Source organism: Pseudomonas fluorescens (genome assembly GCF_002022275.1).
In the GTDB taxonomy this organism is placed as follows: Bacteria; Pseudomonadota; Gammaproteobacteria; order Pseudomonadales; family Pseudomonadaceae; genus Aquipseudomonas; species Aquipseudomonas fluorescens_AJ.
In genome coordinates this window covers 584,029-603,143 of record NZ_MSDF01000016.1, presented here as the reverse complement: position 1 = coordinate 603,143, position 19,115 = coordinate 584,029, and the positions used below count along the sequence as shown (strand labels likewise).

Genomic DNA, 19,115 nt, shown 5'->3' with positions numbered 1-19,115 from the left:
TTTTCGCTGAATGATTCTATGCTGATATCAAGTACTAGCCGTCAGGGTAGACGCAGTCATGAAAACAGGCCTCCCCGGGAAGCAAAAAGGTGCAGCGGCGATCGAGTTTGCCTTGGTCTTCGTGATTTTTTTTGGCGTGTTTTACGGGTTGCTCAGCTATAGCCTGCCACTGCTGCTGATGCAGTCGTTTCATCACGCCGCGGCAGAGGGCGTGAGGCGCAGCGTGTCTGTCGACCCGGCTGCCAGCAACTACGATGCCGTGGTCATCCAGCGTGCAAAAGAGGCTGCACAAGCCCAGTTGAACTGGATCCCCGGGTCGTTGAAGTTCCTGCCCCAGTACATCAATGTGACCTACACCAACAAGTTGCTGACGGTCACCGTCACGTACCCCTCTTCCAGTCTCAAGGCCGTGCTACCGGCGCTGGTACTGCCCGTCATCGGCACGGTGCCTAACTTGCCGACCAACCTCGTCGCCACTTCGAGCCTGCAGTTTTGACGCCGGGGGATAAACTGTTCGCTCGCCTGCTGGGCCGCAACGAGGCCCTGGCGCTCGGGGCGCCGGCGGCGCCCGACGTGGGCCTGCAACTGCATCTGGACCCGCACGGCCGCGTGCTCAGCATCGCGGGCACGCTGCGCGCACAACTCGCCCAGCACCTGCTCAACGAACCCGGCCCGCGGTTGCAGACCCTGCTGTGCGACGCGCGCGCGGTGAGCCTCGAAGGCAACCCGGGCGACTGGCAACGGCACGCCCTGGACCTGGATTTCCAGGGCGCCGGCGGCCAGACCCTGCACACACGAGGCGCGCTTGAGCCCGACGGCGACGGCTGGACCTTGCACCTGATCGACGTCGGCGACTTGCTGGCGGGCCGACAACGCGCGCAGCAGCGCGAGCAGAATCATCAACTCGCCTGCCTGATGAGCGAACAGCTGCGCGTGTGCAGCCTGAACCGGTTGCAGGAGGTCTTCACCGAGCACCTGCGCAGCCTGGCACAGCGCTGGCACATCCCCTGTGTGGCCATGGCGCTGCTGGATGAGGAAGACCAGGGTTGGCGAATCCACAGCCAGTATGCGGCCCACGATGCACCGGCCTTGTGGCACACCGGCCAAGGCCTGGGCACCTGCCTGGACAGCGCCAATGGCAACACCCCGCTGAGCCTGGACGCCGCCCAGGGGCGCAGCGATAACCCGCGTCTGCACAGCGTGTTTGGCAACGCCGAAGGCTTGCTGGTGCCCTATCGGGATAGCCGGGGCGTAGCGGCCTGGTTGCTCTGCGGTTTTTACAGCGGTGAGCCACAGACCGGCGAACGCGACTGGCTCAACCTGTGCGCTGCCCTCGCCGCCCCGCTGTTGAGCCGCCTGCGCGAACAACGTCACCACCAGCAACTTGAGCGCGTGGAAGCCCTGCAAGGCTTGCTCGGCACCGGCTGGTGGGAGTTGTTGCCCGCCACCGATGAGATCCAGCTCGCGCCCCAACTGCTGCGCAGCCTGAGCCAGGAGGATGGCCCGGCACGCCAGGCCCTTGGCACCTGGCTGGAGCTGATCCACCCCGCCGACCGCCAGGAGCTCAACAGCCGACTGCAGGACTTGCAGGCGCTGGGCAAAACCTTGCTCACAGGCGTACGCCTGCAACGCACGGATGCCGAGCAGAACCCGATCTGGTACCGCGTACAAGGCCAAGTGCTGGGGACGGGCGACCATCGACGCTGGGTCGGTTTCATGCTCGACATCAGCGACATCAAGAACCAGCAATTGCAGGCCGCTGCCGCCCATGCCCGCCTGGACAACCTGATCGCCAGCTCACCGGCCGTGATCTACGTGCAACGCTACGCCAACGGTGCGCTGCACCCGGCCTTCTTCAGCGACAGCCTGATGCCGCTGCTGGGCTGGACCCTGGCCGATTTCAGCGAGGACACGCTGGCCTCCCTGATTCACCCGGCAGACCGCGACCTCTACTTCGAACGCACCCGCCAGCTGCTGCGCGAAGGCACGGTGCGCAGCCGCTACCGGGTACGCGACAAACAGGGCGACTACCACTGGCTGCTGGACGAGGCCAAGTTGCTGCGCGACGACCTCGGCCTGCCGGTGGAAGCCGTCGGCCTGTGGCTGGACGTCACCGAGGCAACCCAGGCAAGCGAACAGATGCGCCAGAGTGAAGAGCGCTATCGCATTTTGGTGGAGGACTCACCGGCGATGATCTGCCGCTATCGCCCCGATCTGCAGTTGACCTTCGGTAATACACCGCTGGCCAACTACCTGGAATGCGCACCGGCACAACTGCCGGGCATGGATCTGGGCCAATGGCTCTCGCCGCAACAACGCGAAGCCTTTGTGCAGCGCATCCGCCAGTTGACCCCGGAGTTTCCTGTGAGTACCGCCGAAATCAGCCTGCAACTGCCAGGCCGCGAGCATGCCTGGTGGGTGTGGTCCGACCGGGGTGTTTTTGATGAGAACGGTGAGTTGATCGAGGTCCAGGCGGTGGGCCGCGACAACACCGAAGTACGCCGTTCCCAGCAGCAACTGACCCAAAGCGCAAAAATGGCCACCCTGGGCGAAATGGCCACCGGCCTTGCCCACGAGATCAACCAGCCGCTGAACGTGATGCGCATGGCCATCGCCAACGTACTCAAGCGCCTGGAAAGCGGCGATGTGCAACTGGACTACCTCGTCGAAAAACTCCGGCGGATCGACACCCAGGTCCAACGGGCTGCACGGGTAGTCGACCACATGCGGGTGTTCGGCCGGCGCTCGGAAATCGAGCAGCAACCTTTCGACCCGACACAGGCCATGGAGGGCACGCTGGCACTGCTCAGCGAAGGCCTGCGCGGCAAAGGCGTGGAGGTGCGGGTGACCCCGGTGGACTTCCAGGTGCAGGTCAAAGGCTACGTGGACCAACTGGAGCAGGTGCTGATCAACCTGTTGGTCAACGCCCGCGATGCGCTGCTGAGCCAGCGTGAACAACGCGCGGACCTGCGTCCGTGGATTGCCGTGCACAGCGAACACGACAGCCGCCACGTACGCATCTGGGTCGAAGACAACGGCGGAGGTATCGACCCACGGTTGCTGGAGCGCATTTTCGAGCCGTTTTTCACCACCAAACCGATTGGCGTGGGCACCGGGCTGGGGCTGTCGGTCAGTTACGGAATCGTGGAAAACATGGGCGGGCGCCTCAGCGTGACCAACGGCGAGGCAGGCGCAAGGTTTTGCGTCGAACTGCCGATCGCCCAGGCTTAAATCACCAGGTACGCGCGGCCCATGTGACAGGTGAGGTTGGCGCCCACTTCAGCGTTGCCCAGTTTGATGCCCAGCGCGCTCAGCAAGGTATTCACAATGGGGTCCAGGATGGGCGAGAGCACATTCTGGATCAGCCCGACCAGTGCGTTGGTGATGGTCGTCAGCAGACCCGCGACCCCGGCCAGGGCGCCATTGGACACGGTGCCGCTGGGAGGCACGTACGTCACCTGCAAACCGCTCAACGTCGCCCCCAGGCTGTTGACGATATTGGCGGTACCCGGCGCACTGAGGTACGTCGGCGGCGCGTTCATCTCAGCCACGGGCGAAAATACCATCGGCGTGGTTTGTGCGCCCACGGTGGACAGCGCTTTAAGCGTCAGGCCACCGCCTACACCGGGCGTCCGGGTGGGGCTGCACAGCAAGGTCGCGACAATGCAGAACCGCTGGCCAAAATCGACCAGCCTGACCGGCTGCACGTCGACCGGTGCGGCTGACGAAAACGCGGCAACCGGATCGACCGTCCCCACTGCCAGCGTTGCCAGTGACGTGGTGGTCCGCACGGTCAGGGACTTGGCGACCGGCGCATCACAGTTGAAATCCGTGACATGGCTTTCGCCACTGGCCGCTTCGATATAAATCGACAAACTCGTGGTGATATCAACGTCGGTGACATTACAGGCCACCAGGCATAACACCCCGCCGACCACAGCCGGAATATTCAGGTTCAACAGGCCTTTGACGACCTGAGACACGGGCGTCCCAAGCCCGGTCAATATCGACGCAACGCCGGACACCGCCTTGATGATCGGTGCCTGTACCGTCACCAGCGTCCTGACTTGCGCGGTGCGCACAAAAATCTGATCCGTGGGCGGAGTATTCTGCAACCCCCGCTTCGCCAGCAGGGGGTTGCCGATGGCTGAAAGTTGCGGCGCCTCAATGACTTTGGTTTGGATAGTGACGTTGCCGACCAGTGGAATACTGACCTGAACGCCGGCACTCACAGCGCTCTTGCTGCTGGACAACTGCGCGACCGCCTCCAGCAGCTGGAACAGTTGCACATTGGTATTGAGCGCCGCCGTTGGCGTTCCGCTGGCGATGTCGATCAGATCGCCCACGGTCAACAGCTTGGTATTGGGCGCGATCGCTTCAATCGACAACACGTCATTGACCACCGCAGTCACCGCCGCGCCGTTTCTTTGCAGGACTTTGACCGCCGCGTCGATCAATTGGGTGGCGGAAACGGCAGTGTTCAGCAACGCATCGTAGTCGCCGGCCGTCACATTCAGGTTGATCGCCAGTTGGTCCAGGTAGCTGAGCAGGTTGACGTTGGTCTGCAACAGGCCATTCCAGCCCGCCGCCGTGAGTGTGAGGCTGCCACCCAGCAAGTTGCCGATGGCCAGGTTCAAGAGCGGGGATTTGGTCGAGTCGACCGTTGCCAGGCTGCTGCGGATCGTCAGTTGCGCCACAGGCGGCGCCACCGCCGCCACCGCCGTCGCGCTCAACACGGTTTGCGCGGCAATCGGCACGCCACTGAACAGGTTCCAGATGCCATTGGCGATGCTGCTCATCACCGTGTGCGAGGCGACCACGCGGATCGCTTCGCTCTTGGCAGCATCGGGAGTAAATACGCGGGTTTTGCCGGCATTGGTGGACACCGTGCCGCAGGTCACCACCAACGCCCGGGCGCCGCCCGCGACGAACCCATTACGTGTGGCATTTTGCGTGGCATAGGTGTTGGCCGTGGTGGCATTGCCGCATTGGCCCCCCAGGCCCGCCGCTTCAAGTGCGGACGTGTCGGCAATGGACTGCAATTTGCGTTTTTCCAGGTACAGGCGGCCACTGTCAACCGCGAGCAACAGGAATATCAGGGCAAGGGACAGGGTAGCCGCCGCCATCAGACCTATCGCACCACGCTGCCTGGAACCGAGTCGGGACGACATCGCGCACTCCTTCGCCTACCCTCCGGTGATGTGTGGAGTGTAGACAAGGGATGGCAAGGCTGCTGGCAACTTGCCAGTTCAGTGCCTCAGGCGGGAGGCCTCCCGCCTGAGCGTGTGAGTGTTTAGCGCGGCGGGTAGTTGGAAAGGATTTTGGTGACGGTGGTGCGAATCGCAGTGTCGCGGTCCTGAGGATTGGGCGAGCTGGCCATCATCTGCTCGTCACTGCCGCGCCACACCAGTTTGCCGTCCTTGCCGTCGAGCAGGTCGATCTGGATGGTCGCCACTTTGTAGGTGATGTTGCGCGTTTCGTTGTACATCGGCGCGCCCCAGTAGCCATTCCACGGGCCGCCCCAGGCGCCGCCGTAGTTGGTGGTGACTTGTTGCTGGCGGTCTTCAACGATCAGGTAGGTCTGCACATTCAGGTCAGCCTTGGTGCCCGCCGCTGCAGGGCGCAGGCCACGCTGGTCGAGTTGTTCACCCACAGCCTGGCGGATGCGCTGCTCGGTGAGGTCACTCTTGATGCGCGGGTCATCCGGCCGATATTGCAGCGCCGGGTCTTTCCAGGCCCAGTTGCGGTAGGCGCCGAAGTCGCGACTGGCATCAAAGTCGTGGTTGACCTGGTTGGTCTGGCAGCCGCCCAGCAATACAACAACAGCAAGTGCAGCAATGCGACGAAGCATGGTGTTTCTCCAAAAAGGACGAACCGTTCTTGAAATGAGAATAGCTGTTAACTGGGAGGATAGGCCGTCATTGCCTTCTGCATCGCCTCGCGCATTGCATCAGCACGTTCGCTGAGGCTGCCCTGGCTGGCGGTTTCGGCACTGGTGCTCCAGACCGGCTGGCGGGTACGGCCGTCGAACAGGCTGATCCGCGCCACCGCGACCGTCACTTCATAGGTGCGTACCACCGGCACCGTGTTGTACATGCCGTAACCGTTGCCATACCGGTTGTAGCCGCCATAACCGTAGCCATAGTCGTCCTGGACTTGCTTGAGGCGTTTCTCCAGACGCACGTCGGCGCTGACCAGCAGGTCGGGCGCACGGTTGTCATGCAAAGGGCGCAAACCGCGCTGGTCCAGCGCGCCACTGACCGCCTCGGCAATCTGCGCCGAGTCCGCCCAGGCCGAGCCCGCTGGAAGTTGGCCGTTAAGCCAGCCCCAACTGCGGTAAGCACCGTAATCACGCACGGGCGCCGGGTAGGCGCTGGCATCAAAGGTATTCGCCGCCTGGGCCGGGGCCGGCGGCATCGGGGCCGAAGCGGCCACGTAAGGGTTGGGCGTGGAGCAGGCGCCCAAGCCGAGGGACAACAGGATTAAACAGAGACGACGCATTTCGACCTCCGCAGACTGGGCCGCTTAAACCGGACGGCAAATCCAGTGCAAATAACGCCCAAGTCCGGCAAAGCTTGGGTGACGACGGTGAGCGAGTTCCATCTCCAACAAGTCCTGTAAATCGGCGCGGGCCTGGAATTCCACGGGCATATAGTCGTGGAATACCCGCACGCCACTTTGGCTTTCGACCTGCCAAAGCCCCTCGAGTTGCGCCGCCAGCTCACGCGGGTCGAGCGGCTGTTGCGGGGTGAGGCTTTGCTTTTCGCCGGCCATGTCGTTCTTGCGCATTTTGCGGAAGTGGCCTTTGAGCAGGTTGCGGTAAATCAGCGCATCGCGGTTGTAGAACGCCAGCGACAACAGGCCGCCAGGCGCCGTGAGCTGGTGCAGCACCGGCAGGATCGCGTGGGGTTCGGCCAGCCATTCAAGCACGGCGTGGCACAGCACCAGGTCGTAAGGTTCGGTGAGTTGACCAAGCAGTTCTTGCCAGGGCGCATGGATAAACGTGGCGCTCTGGCCCGCGTCGGCAAAGCGCTGACGCGCGCCTTCGAGCATCGGCTCGGCGGGCTCGGCCAGGGTCACTTGATGGCCTTGTTCGGCGAGCCACAACGACATGTGGCCCAGGCCCGCGCCAATATCCAGCACACGTAATGGGCGTTTTGGCAGGGCTTCGGTCAGGTCGGCTTGCAGCACCGCCAAACGAATCGCGCCCTTGGCGCCGCCGTAGATCTTCTCGGCGAAGCGCGTGGCCAACTGGTCGAAATGACGGTCACTCATGGGCGAACCGCCGTTCGCTGTCGGCCAGCTTGGCGCGCACCACCTCATTCATGTCCAGGCCCAGCTCGCTGCACAGCAACAGCAGGTACAACACGATATCGCCGACTTCCTGCCCGGCGTGGGCGAGCTTCTCGGCGAGCAACTGGCGCGACTGGTCTTCGGTCAACCACTGGAAGATTTCCACCAACTCGGCCATTTCCACGCTGGCGGCCATGGCCAGGTTTTTCGGGCTGTGGAACTGCTTCCAGTCGTTGGTATCGCGGATGCGATGCAGGCGTTCGGTGAGGTGTTCGAGGTTCATGCGGGGGCTCCTGAAGGTGTATAGCTTCCGAGGGTTCAGCCGTGAAGGCAAGTTAACCTTTGGGGTGCCATCGCGGGCAAGCCTGCTCCCACACTGGAACGAGCACACCGGGTAAACAGGAGCAGCATGATTAATCGCAAATTCCCCCGGCTAAACCTCTATGCTTGACGGAACTAGCCACGCCCAGTCGCGACCAAAGGTTCAGTCCTGGTAATTTCGTCCACCCATTCATCGAGACACACCTATGCAGACAGACTTTTTCGGATGGCTGGGTCACGCACTCGGCTTCATCATCCACAACGTCGTTGAGTTCTTCAGCGGGCTGTTCAATATGCTCTCCAATGCCGGCGGCGACTTCCTCGCAGGCATGTCCCGCGCCCTGGGCATGGACACTTCGATCATCAGCATCGTCATCCTGATCATCGGCCTGATGCTGTTGTACTCAGCCGTACGCGCCTTCATGCGGGCGTCGATCATCATGGGCATCATCTGGTTGATGCTGGGGCTGTGGCTGCTGAGCTGGGTCGTCCACTAATCGCCAAACCTCCCCCATCTCCTGTGGGAGCCGGGCTTGCCCGCGATGGCGGTGGGTCAGCCAAACATCCAGTCGCTGACCTACCGCTATCGCAGGCAAGCCAGCTCCCACATTGGATCTCCTCTGTGGATGAGGGATGGTTACAATGCGGCTCCCCCGAAGGAGCCTCCATGACCACCCTGCTCACCGACTGGCGCCACCGCCCCACCCATCGCCGCGTCTGGGCCCTGGCCGCGCCGATGATCCTGTCGAATATCTCGGTGCCGCTGGTGGCGCTGGTCGACAGCATGGTCATCGGCCACCTGCCCCACGCTCACCAGCTCGGCGCCGTGGCCGTCGGCGCCAGCCTGTATACCTTCCTCGCCTGGGCCATGGGTTTTCTGCGCATGGGCTCCACCGGTTTCGCCGCCCAGGCTGCCGGGCGTAACGATGGCGCGGCATTGCGGCAGATCCTGTTGCAGGGTTTGTTGCTCGCGCTGGGGCTGGCGATGCTGCTGGGCACGGTGGGCATTCCCCTGAGCCATCTGGCGCTGGAATGGATGCAGCCATCCCCCGAGCTCAATCAACTGACTCAGGACTTTTTCCACACCCGGCTATTTGGCTTGCCCGCCGCACTCGCCAGCTATGCCTTGGTCGGCTGGTTCCTCGGCACACAAAACGCGCGTGCGCCGCTGGCGATTTTGCTGACGACAAACCTGGTGAATATCGCCCTGAACCTGTGGTTCGTCCTCGGGCTGGACTGGGGCGTGGTCGGTTCGGCCCGCGCCTCCGTCGTGGCGGAATGGACCGGCGCCCTGCTCGGCCTGGCCCTGACGCAAAAAGCCCTGCGCGCCTACCCCGGGCATATCGCCTGGGCGGCCTTGAAGGTGTGGGAGAGCTGGCGTCCGCTGCTGGCGGTCAACCGTGACATTTTTATCCGCAGCCTCGCGCTGCAATCGGTATTTTTCATGATCACGGTGCAAGGCGCGCGGCTGGGCGATGCCACCGTGGCCGCCAACGCCTTGCTGCTCAACGGCCTGCTGCTGACCGCCCACGCGCTGGACGGCCTGGCCCACGCGGTCGAAGCGCTGTGCGGCCATGCCATCGGCGCGCACGACCGCCAGTCGCTGCGTCGTTCCCTGGTGGTGGCAGGCGGCTGGTCACTGATCGCCAGTGTTGGCTTCGCGCTGCTGTTTACGGTCGCGGGGCATGTGTTTATCGCCATGCAGACCGATATCCCCAGCGTGCGCGAAACCGCCGATCTCTACCTGCCGTATCTGGCAGTACTGCCATTGATTGCCGTGTGGAGTTACCTGCTCGACGGCCTGTTCATCGGCGCCACCCGCGCCCGCGAAATGCGCAACGGCATGTTGCTCACCGTACTACTGACGCTGCCAGTCGCCTGGGCCTTGCAGGGCCTGGGCAACCACGGCCTGTGGCTGACGTTCCTGCTGTTCATGGCCTTGCGCAGCCTCACTTTGTGGGCGATTGCCTGGCGCTTGAACCGGCAGAATCAGTGGCTTGGATAAACGCTGTTACGCGGTCCAGCACGGGTGCGAGCCAGCGCAGCGGCTTGGCGATAGACGCCACCAGCGTCGCGTGGCTGGTCCTGGTGAAGTAGAACTCCTCAACCGACACACCCGCTGCCCGCAGTTTATTGGCTAGCCCACCGGTATTGCGCGTGGGGTTGACCAGGTCGTCGTCCCTCGAGGCGATCAACAGACTTGGCGGTGCAGCGGCGCTGACGTGGTTGATCGGCTGGGAATCCGGCGGCGAGTCCGGAAAGAAAAACACCGGCCGCACGTCGCGGTTTTCAATCGGCAGGAAATCATACGGCCCGGCAAGACCGATCCAGCCTTTGAAGATTGAAGGCGACAAGCCTACGGCGTTCAGCCAACGCGGATCCAGCGCCAGCATCGACGCGTTATAAGCGCCGGAGCTGTGGCCCATTACATACATCTGCGTGGGGTCGGCGCCGTAGTCGGCGATGTGCTGGTGCGTCCAGGCCACCGCTTTGGCGTTGTCCTGAAGAAACGCGGGGTAACGCACCTGGGGGTAGAGCCGGTAATCGGCGATGACCACCACGATACCGCGCGAGGCCAGGGCTTCGCCGACGAAACTGTAGTCATCTTTGGAGCCGCTGTTCCAGCTGCCGCCGTAGAAAAACACGACGACGGGGGCATTGGTCACGGCCGGGGCCGGGCGGTAGATGTCGAGCTTTTGCCGTGGGTCATCGCCGTAAGCGATGGCCGAGGTTTTGCTGAAGGTGCTGGAGGGGGTGAGTGCGTTGAGCACTTTGATCGGGGAGCAGGCCGCGAGGCATGCGGCGAATGCGAGGGTGAATGCTTGCAGGAGTTTGCTCGACATCGTTCAGACCTCACACGGAAGGTACTACCAAACGAAGGTCCACATGTGGGAGCTGGCTTGCCTGCGATAGCGGTGTGTCAGGCAAAAAAATCTGCACTGATACATCGCCATCGCGGGCAAGCCCGCTCCCACAGGGGATTTGTGTCAATTCAGCTTACGAGGACAGGTAAGACGACCGCGTCAGACCCAACCGCAACGCATCCAGAAACTGAGTACGCTCAGCCGCAGTGATCTTCGCGCTCGCACACTTGTCACGGTAGTGCGTCATCAACTCTTCCGGCGACAAGTGCACGTAGCGCAGCATGTCTTCGATGGTGTCGTGGGTCTCGATGCCGGCGCTGTACACCGAACCGTCTTCACGCTGGTAGATGTTCACCGAGTCGGTGTCGCCGAACAGGTTGTGCATGTCACCGAGGATTTCCTGGTAAGCGCCCACCAGGAAGATGCCCAGCAAGTAGTCTTCGCCTTCATTCAGGGCGTGCACCGGCAGGCTGGTCTCGATGCTCTGCTCGTCGACGTATTGCTTGATCTTGCCATCGGAGTCGCAGGTCAAATCCTGCAACACTGCGCGGCGCAGCGGCTCTTCGTCGAGACGGTGCAGCGGCAGAATCGGCAGGACCTGGCCGATGGCCCAGGTGTCCGGCAGGCTCTGGAACACCGAGAAGTTGCAGATGTACTTGTCGGCCAGCTTGTCGTTGAGCTCGTCCAGCACCTGGCGGTGAGAACGCTGACGGGCTTTGAGCGAGTCGTGCAGGCGACGGCACACGGCGAAGTAGCACTGCTCGGCCAGGGCTTTTTCGGCCAGGGTGATCTTGCCGTCGGCGTACTGGGTGGCCACGTCGCTCATGTAGTGCGTGGCACGCCAGTAGGTTTCGGTGACCATTTCAATGTCGGTCGGGCCCAGCAGGTCCACCAGCCATTGCACGGTTTCCGGCAGGCTTTCCTTGTTTTCGATCAGCGGGATTTCGTCGTTGTGCTTCTCGACGTCGGTGACCTGCACCACCAGCATGGCGTGGTGGGCGGTCAGGGAACGGCCGCTTTCGGAGAAAATGTGCGGGTGCGGCAGGCTCTGCGCGTCGCAGAATTCCTTGAGCATGCCCACCACCACACCGGCGTAGTCGTCCATGTCGTAGTTGATCGAGCTGGCGTTACGCGAGTGAGTACCGTCGTAGTCCACGCCCAGGCCGCCGCCGACGTCGATGTGATCGACCGGCAGGCCGAGGTTGCGCAGTTCGCCGTAGTAACGAATCGCTTCCTTGAACCCGTGCTGGTAGTCGGCCAGGTTGGCGATCTGCGAGCCCATGTGGAAGTGCAGCAGGCGGATGCCCTGGTCCAGGCCCGCGTCGCGGAAGCGCTCAACCACCGACAGCAGTTGCGCCGCCGACAGACCGAACTTGGACTTCTCACCGCCGGTGTCCGCCCACTTGCTCGACGCCAGGGAGGACAAACGCACGCGCAGGCCAACCTGAGGCTTGACCTTGAGGTTCGCGGCCTCCTCGATCACCAGCGCGACTTCGGATTCCTTCTCGATCACGATGAACACGTTGTGGCCGAGTTTCTGGCCCATCAGCGCGAGGCGGATGAACTCACGGTCCTTGTAACCGTTGCACACGATGGTGCCGCCCTTTGGCGCCAGGGCCAGCACGGCCAGCAGCTCAGGCTTGGAACCGGCTTCCAGGCCGATGGACACGTCCTGGGTGGCGATGATGTTCTCGATCACCGCTTCCTGCTGGTTCACCTTGATCGGGTACAGCGCGGTGTACTTGCTCTGGTACTCCAGGCGCTCGATGTTCGAATCGAAGGCGCCGGTCAGCTGACGTACACGGTCTTGCAGGATGTCAGGGAAGCGCACCAGCAACGGCAAGGACAGGCCGCTTTTGCGCAGCTCGTCGACTTGCTCGTACAGATCGACAGGCGTGCTGTTCGGGCCGTTCGGACGGACTTCAACGCGACCGGCATCATTGATCGCGAAATACCCGGCCCCCCAATGGCGAATCCCGTAAACACTGCGGCTGTCCGCAACTGTCCATTGGCTGCCATCGTCTTTGCGTGTGCGTCGTACGGACATCGAAGTCCCCTATAAATGAAGGCGAAGGCGCCGCCCCTCGTTTGAGGCTGGCGCAGTCTAAAGAATGAAAATGACGATTTGCCTGTAAGGGAGGTAGACCTCACTTGCAGGACAGAGTTTAGACACAGGTCTGGAAGAGGCTTTCAGCCGCCGGACTTCTTGGCCTTGTAACCGAGCTTGATCAGTTCGGCCAACAGCAACTCGACGTGATCGCCCTGAATTTCGATGACACCTTCTTTAAGGGCGCCACCGGTGCCACAACGCTTTTTCAGCGTGGTGGCCAGTTCCTTCAAGGCCTCTTCGGCCAGGGGCACGCCGGTGATGGTGGTCACCGTCTTGCCGCCACGGCCTTTGCTCTCGCGTCGCACGCGGGCAATACCGTCGCCTTCAGGGATCAGGGTCTGTTTGCAGGTGCACGCGTCCACGGGCTGACGACAGTCCGGGCAGTGTCGACCTGCGTCGGTGGAAAATACCAGGCCACCAAGGGCGGCGAAGGATGCGGCTTTTTTGGCCACCGGCAATCCTCTTGGGAGGACAAAGACTGATCGGTACCTGCAAAGAGGTGGCCGACCGCGAAGCCCCACTCAGGCAGGGGCAGCGCTACCGAACCTGCCTACACCTAATAGCAGGGTGGTTCGGGTGAAAAGTCGCGCAGTGTAACGGCAAAAAGCCGGCTTGCTAAGGGTCAAATGGCGCCAATTTATGCAACTTTAGCGACGTGAGGCCAGATAGCGGCGCAAGCCCTCTTGTGCGTCCGGGCAGTAAGGCTTTTGTTCAGCCTCCTGCAGGACAATTTCAAGGGGTAAAAAGCGCGCCTCCATGACTTCTTCGGGCTGCAGGTGCAGCGGGCCGTCCCAGATCGCCGAGTAGGATTTGCACCACAGCTTGCTGTCACCGTCTTCAAAGTAGAAATGGTCGTGCTCGGTCAACTCCACCCCGGCAACGCCCAGCTCTTCTTCCAGCTCCCGGGCCGCCGATAATCCGTAGGATTCGCCCTCCGCCACCATCCCGCCGGCCGCCGTATCCCAGAACCCCGGGTACATGGCTTTGCTCAGGGTGCGTCGATGCACACACAGCTCACCGGCTGAATTGAACAGAAAGATAAAGGTGCAACGGCCGATCAGGCCGCGCTGGCGAAGGTCGGACCTGACCAGGGCGCCGAGCAGGTTGTCCTGTTCGTCGACCCAGCAGATTCGTTCAGCATCAGAGGCCGCGCGGTGCGCAGCCTCCTTTTGAATAGCGTCCATCATCACCCCTGGTTGAGGAGCTGACGCAAATCTATAACTGCAGCGTTTGCCCGGGAAATGTAATTGGCCATGACCAGCGAGTGGTTGGCGAGAATGCCAAAGCCACTGCCATTAAGGATCATAGGGCTCCAAACCGGTTCCTGCGAGGCCTCCAACTCACGAATGATCTGACGCACGCTGACGGTGGCGTTTTTCTTGGCCAGCACGTCGGCAAAGTCGACCTCAATGGCGCGCAGCAAATGGGACAAGGCCCACGCCTGACCACGGGCTTCGTAGAACACGTTGTCGATCTGCATCCACGGGGTTTCGACGATTTCTTCGTCCAGCTGCGGCACTTCACCCGGCGCGAGGGCCTCGGTTTTCAGTGCGGTATTGAGCTTGACCCGACCCACGCTGGCCGACAGGCGTTGCGACAACGAACCCAAGCGAGTGGCGACGTCACCCAGCCAGTTGTTCAGGTTGTCAGCACGCGCATAGAACAAAGCGCCGCGTTGATTCGGGTCGGAGAGGCGCGCCTCGTAACGGCTCAGGGAATTGATGCCTTCCTGATATTCCGACTCGCTGGACGGCAGCACCCAGCTCTTGTTGTCGAAGTTGAAACGCGGCTCGGCCTTGGCCAAATCCGCGTCTTCAGCCGACTGGGACTGCGAACGGGCGAAATCTTTACGCAGGGCGCGAGTCAGGTCACGCACCTGCACCAGCACGCCGTATTCCCAGCTCGGCATGTTGTCCATCCACAGGCCTGGCGGGAAACGGTCGTTGGAAATGTAGCCGCCTGGCTTGCTCAGCAAGGTGCCAGCCACGGTCTTGAGGGTTTCTACAGTAGTGAAGCCCACTACCATCTGCTTGCCGTCTTTTTCAGCGGCCAGTTGGGCATTTTGCTGAACCGGGAACAGCGCTGGCTCTTCGCTCCAGTACCACCCCAGGCCACCGGTGACCAACAGGTACAAGACCAGCACGCTGAGCAAGGCTTTGCTCATGAGCAGGTTGCGAAAATAGCCGCGGTTGGCCGATTTGGGCTCAGGGGCGGGGCCTTTGGCGGCTCCTGCACGATTTTTCCAGTCCAGCATGGCGATATCCTTTCAATCACTTGAGTACATGCACGTCAATGGTCCGGGTGCGTTCAAACACTCCGACCACAACCCTACCCCATCGTGCCCGTCGGTGCGGGGCTTTTCACGAAAGTGGCGCGCGACAAAGCCTGGACTATAAAGGATGCACGCTTTTTACGCTGCGCGACCATCAGGTCAAAAACTGAATGACACCCGCGTGTACTTAATTGACGTATGACACTCATGTAACGGAGAAGAGGTGCTAGCATAGAGCCATCAGTCGACCTCAGCATGCACCCTCACTAGTAGTCAGGATATGACCGAGCCAGAAGACCCCAGCCGTGAGCGTCTCAAGCACCATTTTGCCCAGCGGGTAATTCATCAGGCACGTCAAATTCTTGAGATCTGGCAGCGCCTGCAACGCAGCGAATGGTCGAACGCCGATTTTTCCGAACTCAGCGAAGCGAACCTGCGCCTGCTGCGCTTTGCCGAGCGCTTCGAGCAGCCGGAGCACGGCCAACTGGCGCGGCACATCGGAGAGTCCCTCAAGGCCGTGGATGACAATCGCGGCCGTCTGAGCAGCCAACTGATCACCGAACTCAACCGCCTGATGCAGCGGCTGTCCCGTACCGGCTTGCGCCAAGGCGACCAGCTGGAACAAACCTTCCTGCCGCCGATGCGCAAGCCGATCTACGTAATGCTGGCCGATCACGACCGCGCCGAACGCCTGGCCAAGCAGCTGGAGTTCTTTGGCATGAGCGCGCAGTCCCTCGACAGCGTGGCGGCGTTTCGTGCGTCCATGGCCGAGCGTTTGCCTTCGGCGATTGTGATGGACGTGGATTTCTGCGGCGCAGGCCTGGGCCTCAAACTGGCCGCCGAAGCCCAGGAAGGCCTGGAGCAAAAGCTGCCGCTGCTGTTTTTCAGCCTGCATGAAACCGACACGCCGACCCGCCTTGCCGCCGTGCGCGCGGGCGGTCAGGAATTCCTCACCGGCACGCTGGAAGCCTCAAGCCTGCTGGAAAAGATCGAAGTGCTGACCTGCGTGGCCCAGTACGAGCCGTACAAAGTGCTGATCATCGACGACTCTCGGGCCCAGGCGCTGCACACCGAACGCCTGCTCAACAGCGCCGGTATTGTCACGCGCACTCTGATCGAGCCGATCCAGGCCATGGCCGAGCTGGCGGACTTCCAGCCGGACCTGATCATCCTCGACATGTATATGCCCGCCTGTACCGGCACCGAACTGGCCAAGGTCATTCGCCACAACGACCGTTATGTCAGCGTGCCGATCATTTACCTGTCGGCCGAAGATGACCTGGACAAGCAACTGGACGCCATGAGCGAAGGCGGCGACGACTTCCTCACCAAGCCGATCAAGCCGCGCCACCTGATCACCACCGTGCGCAACCGCGCCGCACGTGCGCGCAACTTGAAGGCGCGGATGGTGCGCGACAGCCTGACCGGTCTGTATAACCACACCCATATCCTGCAATTGCTCGAAGACTGCAGCTTCCGCGCGCGCCGTGAGAACAAGCCGTTGAGCTTTGCCATGCTCGACATTGACCACTTCAAGCGGGTCAACGACAGCCACGGCCACCCCATGGGCGACCGCGTGATCAAAAGCCTCGCGTTGTTTCTCAAGCAGCGTTTGCGCAAAACCGACTTTATCGGGCGCTACGGCGGCGAAGAGTTCGCCATCGTAATGCCCGACACCGACCTGGAATCGGCCTGCAAGGTGCTGGACGAAATCCGCGGGCGTTTTGCCGAAATCCACTACCCCGCCCAACCGCAGGATTTGTGGTGCACGTTCAGCGCCGGGCTGGTGGAGCTGTGCGACGGCTCCGACAGCTTGATGATGGCGGCCCAGGCCGACGAGGCGCTGTACCGCGCCAAGGATGCCGGGCGCAATCGCGTGCAAGCCGCACGCTCATCAAAGCAAAGTGCCATCTTTTCACCGGAATCCACCGATTCCGTCATAACTCTGTAATGGAAACGCAATAACTTCAGGCACTTATCTTTTGCTGTCGGTTGAAACCACGCATGCGCCTGAAGCTGCTGACCAATCTCAATACCCTCCTGTTGGTGGCCGTGTGCCTGGCACTTGGGGCGACGCTGTGGTGGTCGCAACGGGCGCTGGAGCGTCCCTATTTGTTGATGGAGCGCTACCTGGGCCTGTCCCAGACCTTCCAGAATCAGGCCGCGCGCAATATCGACGACTACCTGGCCAGCGGCGACGCCTTGCGTTTGAGCAGTGCCAGCCAAAGCCTGGAAAACCTGTTGCAGCATCTGGATGAGCTCCCCGCCGACCTCGCGCAAAACCTGCGCCCAAGCCTGGTGGACCTGGATGCCTTCAGCAAAACCGACCTGCTGGCCGCCGGAAAACTGGCTGGCGACCCGCAAGCCTTGCTGCTGCAAGCCGAGCGTGAACTGGGAGCGAACCTGGAGCAATTGAGCCAGTACGCCACGGGCGTCAACTCGCCTGACGCGGCGCGCTACTTGCCGCCGCTGCTGACCGCGTCCCAGCACCTGGGCAAACTGTCGCTGGCCCGCGACAAGCTGGTGAGCAGCGGGCGCGCGGAATTGGCCGATGACGTGGAGCGCGAAATTGTCAGCATCCGCGCCCAGGCCGACCTGTTGGCGCAGCTGCCATTGCTCGGCGTTAAAGCCAGCAGCGAATCCAGCACCGATGATTTTTCCGCGATGATGGGCCTGGAAAACAGCGAAAAAGCCGAAGTGCAAGACACCGGCGTTGACCTCAAGCGCGAACTCAACAGCCTGCTGACCCGTTACCCCGCCGAACTCAAGCGCACCCGTGAGCAAATCCAGCAACGCGCCGACCTCGCCACCGCCACCCAGTTGAAAGTCGCCGCCGTACAACACGCCATCGCCGGGCTGGAGCCGGTAGTGCGCGCGCAACACGGCAAGATCCAGGGCGAAGTGCGCCTGATGCAAGGCGTGATGATCGGCCTGATCCTGCTGATTGCGCTGCTGATCGATACCCTGCAACGCCGTCTGGCACGGGTGCTGACCGGCCTGGCACCGGCGCTGTCGACGTGGGCCGAGGGTGATTTCAGCCAGCCGATAGCCTTGGGCAAGACCAACCGCGAGCTGCACGACATCGAAGCCTCGTTGAACCGCCTACGCGCTTACCTGGTGGACTTGGTCGGCACCATTCGCGGCAATGCCGAGGAAGTTGCCGGCAGCAGTCGCGCCCTTGCCGAACTGAGCAGCGGCCTGCATGACGGCGCCGAGCGCCAGGCGGGTGATACCGCGCAGATTCGTGATTCGCTGGGTGAACTGGAAGCGACTATCCAGCAAGTGGCCGGTGACGCCAGCCAGGCTGCCGGCGCCAGCCGCAGCGCGGGCCAGGCAGTGGAGCAAGGTCAGCGAGTGATCGGCCTGAGCCTGACAGGCTTGCACGCGCTGGTCGGAGAAGTGCAGCAAAACGCGCAGATGATCGAGAAACTCGCTGAAGAGTCCGCCACCATCGGCGGCGTGCTGACGGTAATTCGCTCGATTGCCGACCAGACCAATTTACTCGCCCTTAACGCCGCCATCGAGGCTGCGCGGGCCGGTGAAGCCGGGCGCGGGTTTGCCGTAGTCGCCGATGAAGTGCGCTCGCTGGCGCAGCGCACAGCAGGCGCCACCGCTGAAATTCAAGGCCTCATCGCCAGCCTGCAAACGGCCGCCCGCCAGTCGGTGGAAGGCATGCGCGCGCAGGTCGAACACGCCGAAGCCACGGCGCAGCAAGCCCAGGCAGCGGATGGCGCGCTGGATGAGATTGTCGGCGCGATCCAGACTATTTCCGACACTGCCGTGCGGATTGCCGATGTGACGGCGCAGCAGAGTGGCGCCGTGAGTGAGATTCGTGACAATAGCGAGCGGATTCACCAGCTGGGTGAGGATAATTTGCTGCGTATCGGGCAGGGGCGTAGTCAGGGTGAGCATTTGTTGGTGCTGGGTGGGCAGCTCAATACGGCAGTCAAAGCTTTCCGCGTCTGACCCAATCTCCCGTCATATGAAGATCAACAATCATATGGAGATCAAAAATGTGGGAGCTGGCTTGCCTGCGATGACGGTGGGTCAGCACCTTATTGTTAACTGACATACCGCCATCGCAGGCAAGCCAGCTCCCACATTGGATCTGTGCCAGGCTCAAGACCGTATCGCCAATGACCGGAATCCGGGGCCCAGTCACAAATTTTGCGCAATCCTCGCTAATCGTGCCGCCTACTGCATAGAACTGGACAGTCACAAAGGCTTTGCGGCATAGTCGCCGGGTTCTGCCGTA

At 62.0% G+C, this 19,115-nt stretch carries 16 protein-coding genes; 6 read left to right on the top strand and 10 right to left on the bottom strand.

The features are described 5' to 3' along the window. Window positions 1-58: 58 nt before the first annotated feature. Together BFW87_RS14730 and BFW87_RS14725 are read left to right on the top strand one after the other, a co-directional pair. Window positions 59-496, top strand: coding sequence for a TadE/TadG family type IV pilus assembly protein (locus BFW87_RS14730; protein ID WP_078740507.1), 438 nt, complete (start codon window positions 59-61; stop codon window positions 494-496). Beyond that, entirely contained in the window at window positions 493-3,231 is a 2,739-nt protein-coding gene (locus BFW87_RS14725; RefSeq protein WP_078740506.1) for a PAS domain-containing sensor histidine kinase, read from the top strand. The genes BFW87_RS14730 and BFW87_RS14725 overlap by 4 nt, the downstream gene beginning before the upstream one ends. Here the strand turns inward: BFW87_RS14725 and BFW87_RS14720 are convergent. From BFW87_RS14720 to BFW87_RS14700, 5 genes are all read right to left on the bottom strand, one after another. After that, a complete protein-coding gene (locus BFW87_RS14720) occupies window positions 3,228-5,171 on the bottom strand; it encodes a pilus assembly protein TadG-related protein (protein WP_078740505.1) in 1,944 nt (647 codons plus the stop codon). The genes BFW87_RS14725 and BFW87_RS14720 overlap by 4 nt on opposite strands. 122 nt (window positions 5,172-5,293) lie before the next feature. Next, window positions 5,294-5,851, bottom strand: coding sequence for a DUF4136 domain-containing protein (locus tag BFW87_RS14715; RefSeq protein ID WP_078740504.1), 558 nt, complete (start codon window positions 5,849-5,851; stop codon window positions 5,294-5,296). 47 nt (window positions 5,852-5,898) lie between these two features. Next, window positions 5,899-6,501, bottom strand: a complete 603-nt coding sequence (locus BFW87_RS14710; protein ID WP_078740503.1) for a DUF4136 domain-containing protein — start codon at window positions 6,499-6,501, stop codon at window positions 5,899-5,901. 24 nt (window positions 6,502-6,525) lie between these two features. Beyond that, entirely contained in the window at window positions 6,526-7,275 is a 750-nt protein-coding gene (locus tag BFW87_RS14705; RefSeq protein ID WP_078740502.1) for a methyltransferase, read from the bottom strand. Further along, window positions 7,268-7,576: a MazG-like family protein gene (locus BFW87_RS14700; RefSeq protein ID WP_078740501.1), complete on the bottom strand. Its 309-nt coding sequence runs from the start codon at window positions 7,574-7,576 to the stop codon at window positions 7,268-7,270. The genes BFW87_RS14705 and BFW87_RS14700 overlap by 8 nt, the downstream gene beginning before the upstream one ends. Window positions 7,577-7,820: 244 nt before the next feature. Here BFW87_RS14700 and BFW87_RS14695 point away from each other — a divergent pair, with 244 nt between their 5' ends. After that, complete coding sequence (locus BFW87_RS14695) at window positions 7,821-8,111, top strand: hypothetical protein (RefSeq protein ID WP_078740500.1); 291 nt, start codon at window positions 7,821-7,823, stop codon at window positions 8,109-8,111. A 170-nt stretch (window positions 8,112-8,281) separates the two neighbouring features. Further along, window positions 8,282-9,619, top strand: a complete 1,338-nt coding sequence (locus BFW87_RS14690; RefSeq protein ID WP_078740499.1) for an MATE family efflux transporter — start codon at window positions 8,282-8,284, stop codon at window positions 9,617-9,619. Here BFW87_RS14690 and BFW87_RS14685 read toward each other — a convergent pair. The 5 genes from BFW87_RS14685 to BFW87_RS14665 all read right to left on the bottom strand — a co-directional run bounded on the left by BFW87_RS14685 (window position 9,564) and on the right by BFW87_RS14665 (window position 14,752). Beyond that, window positions 9,564-10,457, bottom strand: coding sequence for an alpha/beta hydrolase (locus tag BFW87_RS14685; RefSeq protein WP_078740498.1), 894 nt, complete (start codon window positions 10,455-10,457; stop codon window positions 9,564-9,566). The genes BFW87_RS14690 and BFW87_RS14685 overlap by 56 nt on opposite strands. A gap of 154 nt (window positions 10,458-10,611) precedes the next feature. Continuing rightward, entirely contained in the window at window positions 10,612-12,525 is a 1,914-nt protein-coding gene (speA, locus tag BFW87_RS14680; protein ID WP_078740497.1) for an arginine decarboxylase, read from the bottom strand. A 143-nt stretch (window positions 12,526-12,668) separates the two neighbouring features. Then, window positions 12,669-13,040 (bottom strand): translation initiation factor Sui1, encoded by a 372-nt coding sequence (locus BFW87_RS14675; protein ID WP_078740496.1) that lies wholly within the window; start codon window positions 13,038-13,040, stop codon window positions 12,669-12,671. A 195-nt stretch (window positions 13,041-13,235) separates the two neighbouring features. Continuing rightward, the gene (locus BFW87_RS14670; RefSeq protein WP_078740495.1) at window positions 13,236-13,772 is read right to left on the bottom strand and encodes an NUDIX hydrolase; all 537 of its coding nucleotides are present in this window, start codon (window positions 13,770-13,772) and stop codon (window positions 13,236-13,238) included. Window positions 13,773-13,774: 2 nt separating this feature from the next. Next, window positions 13,775-14,752: a DUF2333 family protein gene (locus tag BFW87_RS14665; RefSeq protein WP_439848384.1), complete on the bottom strand. Its 978-nt coding sequence runs from the start codon at window positions 14,750-14,752 to the stop codon at window positions 13,775-13,777. 388 nt (window positions 14,753-15,140) lie between these two features. Here BFW87_RS14665 and BFW87_RS14660 point away from each other — a divergent pair, with 388 nt between their 5' ends. Together BFW87_RS14660 and BFW87_RS32605 are read left to right on the top strand one after the other, a co-directional pair. Next, entirely contained in the window at window positions 15,141-16,811 is a 1,671-nt protein-coding gene (locus BFW87_RS14660) for a response regulator (protein WP_078740493.1), read from the top strand. 1,466 nt (window positions 16,812-18,277) lie between these two features. Further along, on the top strand, window positions 18,278-18,826 hold the full coding sequence (locus BFW87_RS32605; protein ID WP_439848383.1) for a methyl-accepting chemotaxis protein: 549 nt from the start codon (window positions 18,278-18,280) through the stop codon (window positions 18,824-18,826). The last annotated feature ends 289 nt before the right edge of the window (window positions 18,827-19,115 follow it).

Bases quoted from the DNA above. Each gene is read 5' to 3' on its own strand.
- BFW87_RS14730 (WP_078740507.1), top strand. From the start codon at position 59: ATGAAAACAGGCCTCCCCGGGAAGCAAAAAGGTGCAGCGGCGATCGAG.
- BFW87_RS14720 (WP_078740505.1), bottom strand. From the start codon at position 5,171: ATGTCGTCCCGACTCGGTTCCAGGCAGCGTGGTGCGATAGGTCTGATG.
- BFW87_RS14715 (WP_078740504.1), bottom strand. From the start codon at position 5,851: ATGCTTCGTCGCATTGCTGCACTTGCTGTTGTTGTATTGCTGGGCGGC.
- BFW87_RS14710 (WP_078740503.1), bottom strand. From the start codon at position 6,501: ATGCGTCGTCTCTGTTTAATCCTGTTGTCCCTCGGCTTGGGCGCCTGC.
- BFW87_RS14705 (WP_078740502.1), bottom strand. From the start codon at position 7,275: ATGAGTGACCGTCATTTCGACCAGTTGGCCACGCGCTTCGCCGAGAAG.
- BFW87_RS14700 (WP_078740501.1), bottom strand. From the start codon at position 7,576: ATGAACCTCGAACACCTCACCGAACGCCTGCATCGCATCCGCGATACC.
- BFW87_RS14695 (WP_078740500.1), top strand. From the start codon at position 7,821: ATGCAGACAGACTTTTTCGGATGGCTGGGTCACGCACTCGGCTTCATC.
- BFW87_RS14690 (WP_078740499.1), top strand. From the start codon at position 8,282: ATGACCACCCTGCTCACCGACTGGCGCCACCGCCCCACCCATCGCCGC.
- BFW87_RS14685 (WP_078740498.1), bottom strand. From the start codon at position 10,457: ATGTCGAGCAAACTCCTGCAAGCATTCACCCTCGCATTCGCCGCATGC.
- speA (WP_078740497.1), bottom strand. From the start codon at position 12,525: ATGTCCGTACGACGCACACGCAAAGACGATGGCAGCCAATGGACAGTT.
- BFW87_RS14670 (WP_078740495.1), bottom strand. From the start codon at position 13,772: ATGGACGCTATTCAAAAGGAGGCTGCGCACCGCGCGGCCTCTGATGCT.
- BFW87_RS14665 (WP_439848384.1), bottom strand. From the start codon at position 14,752: ATGAGCAAAGCCTTGCTCAGCGTGCTGGTCTTGTACCTGTTGGTCACC.
- BFW87_RS14660 (WP_078740493.1), top strand. From the start codon at position 15,141: ATGACCGAGCCAGAAGACCCCAGCCGTGAGCGTCTCAAGCACCATTTT.
- BFW87_RS32605 (WP_439848383.1), top strand. From the start codon at position 18,278: ATGATCGAGAAACTCGCTGAAGAGTCCGCCACCATCGGCGGCGTGCTG.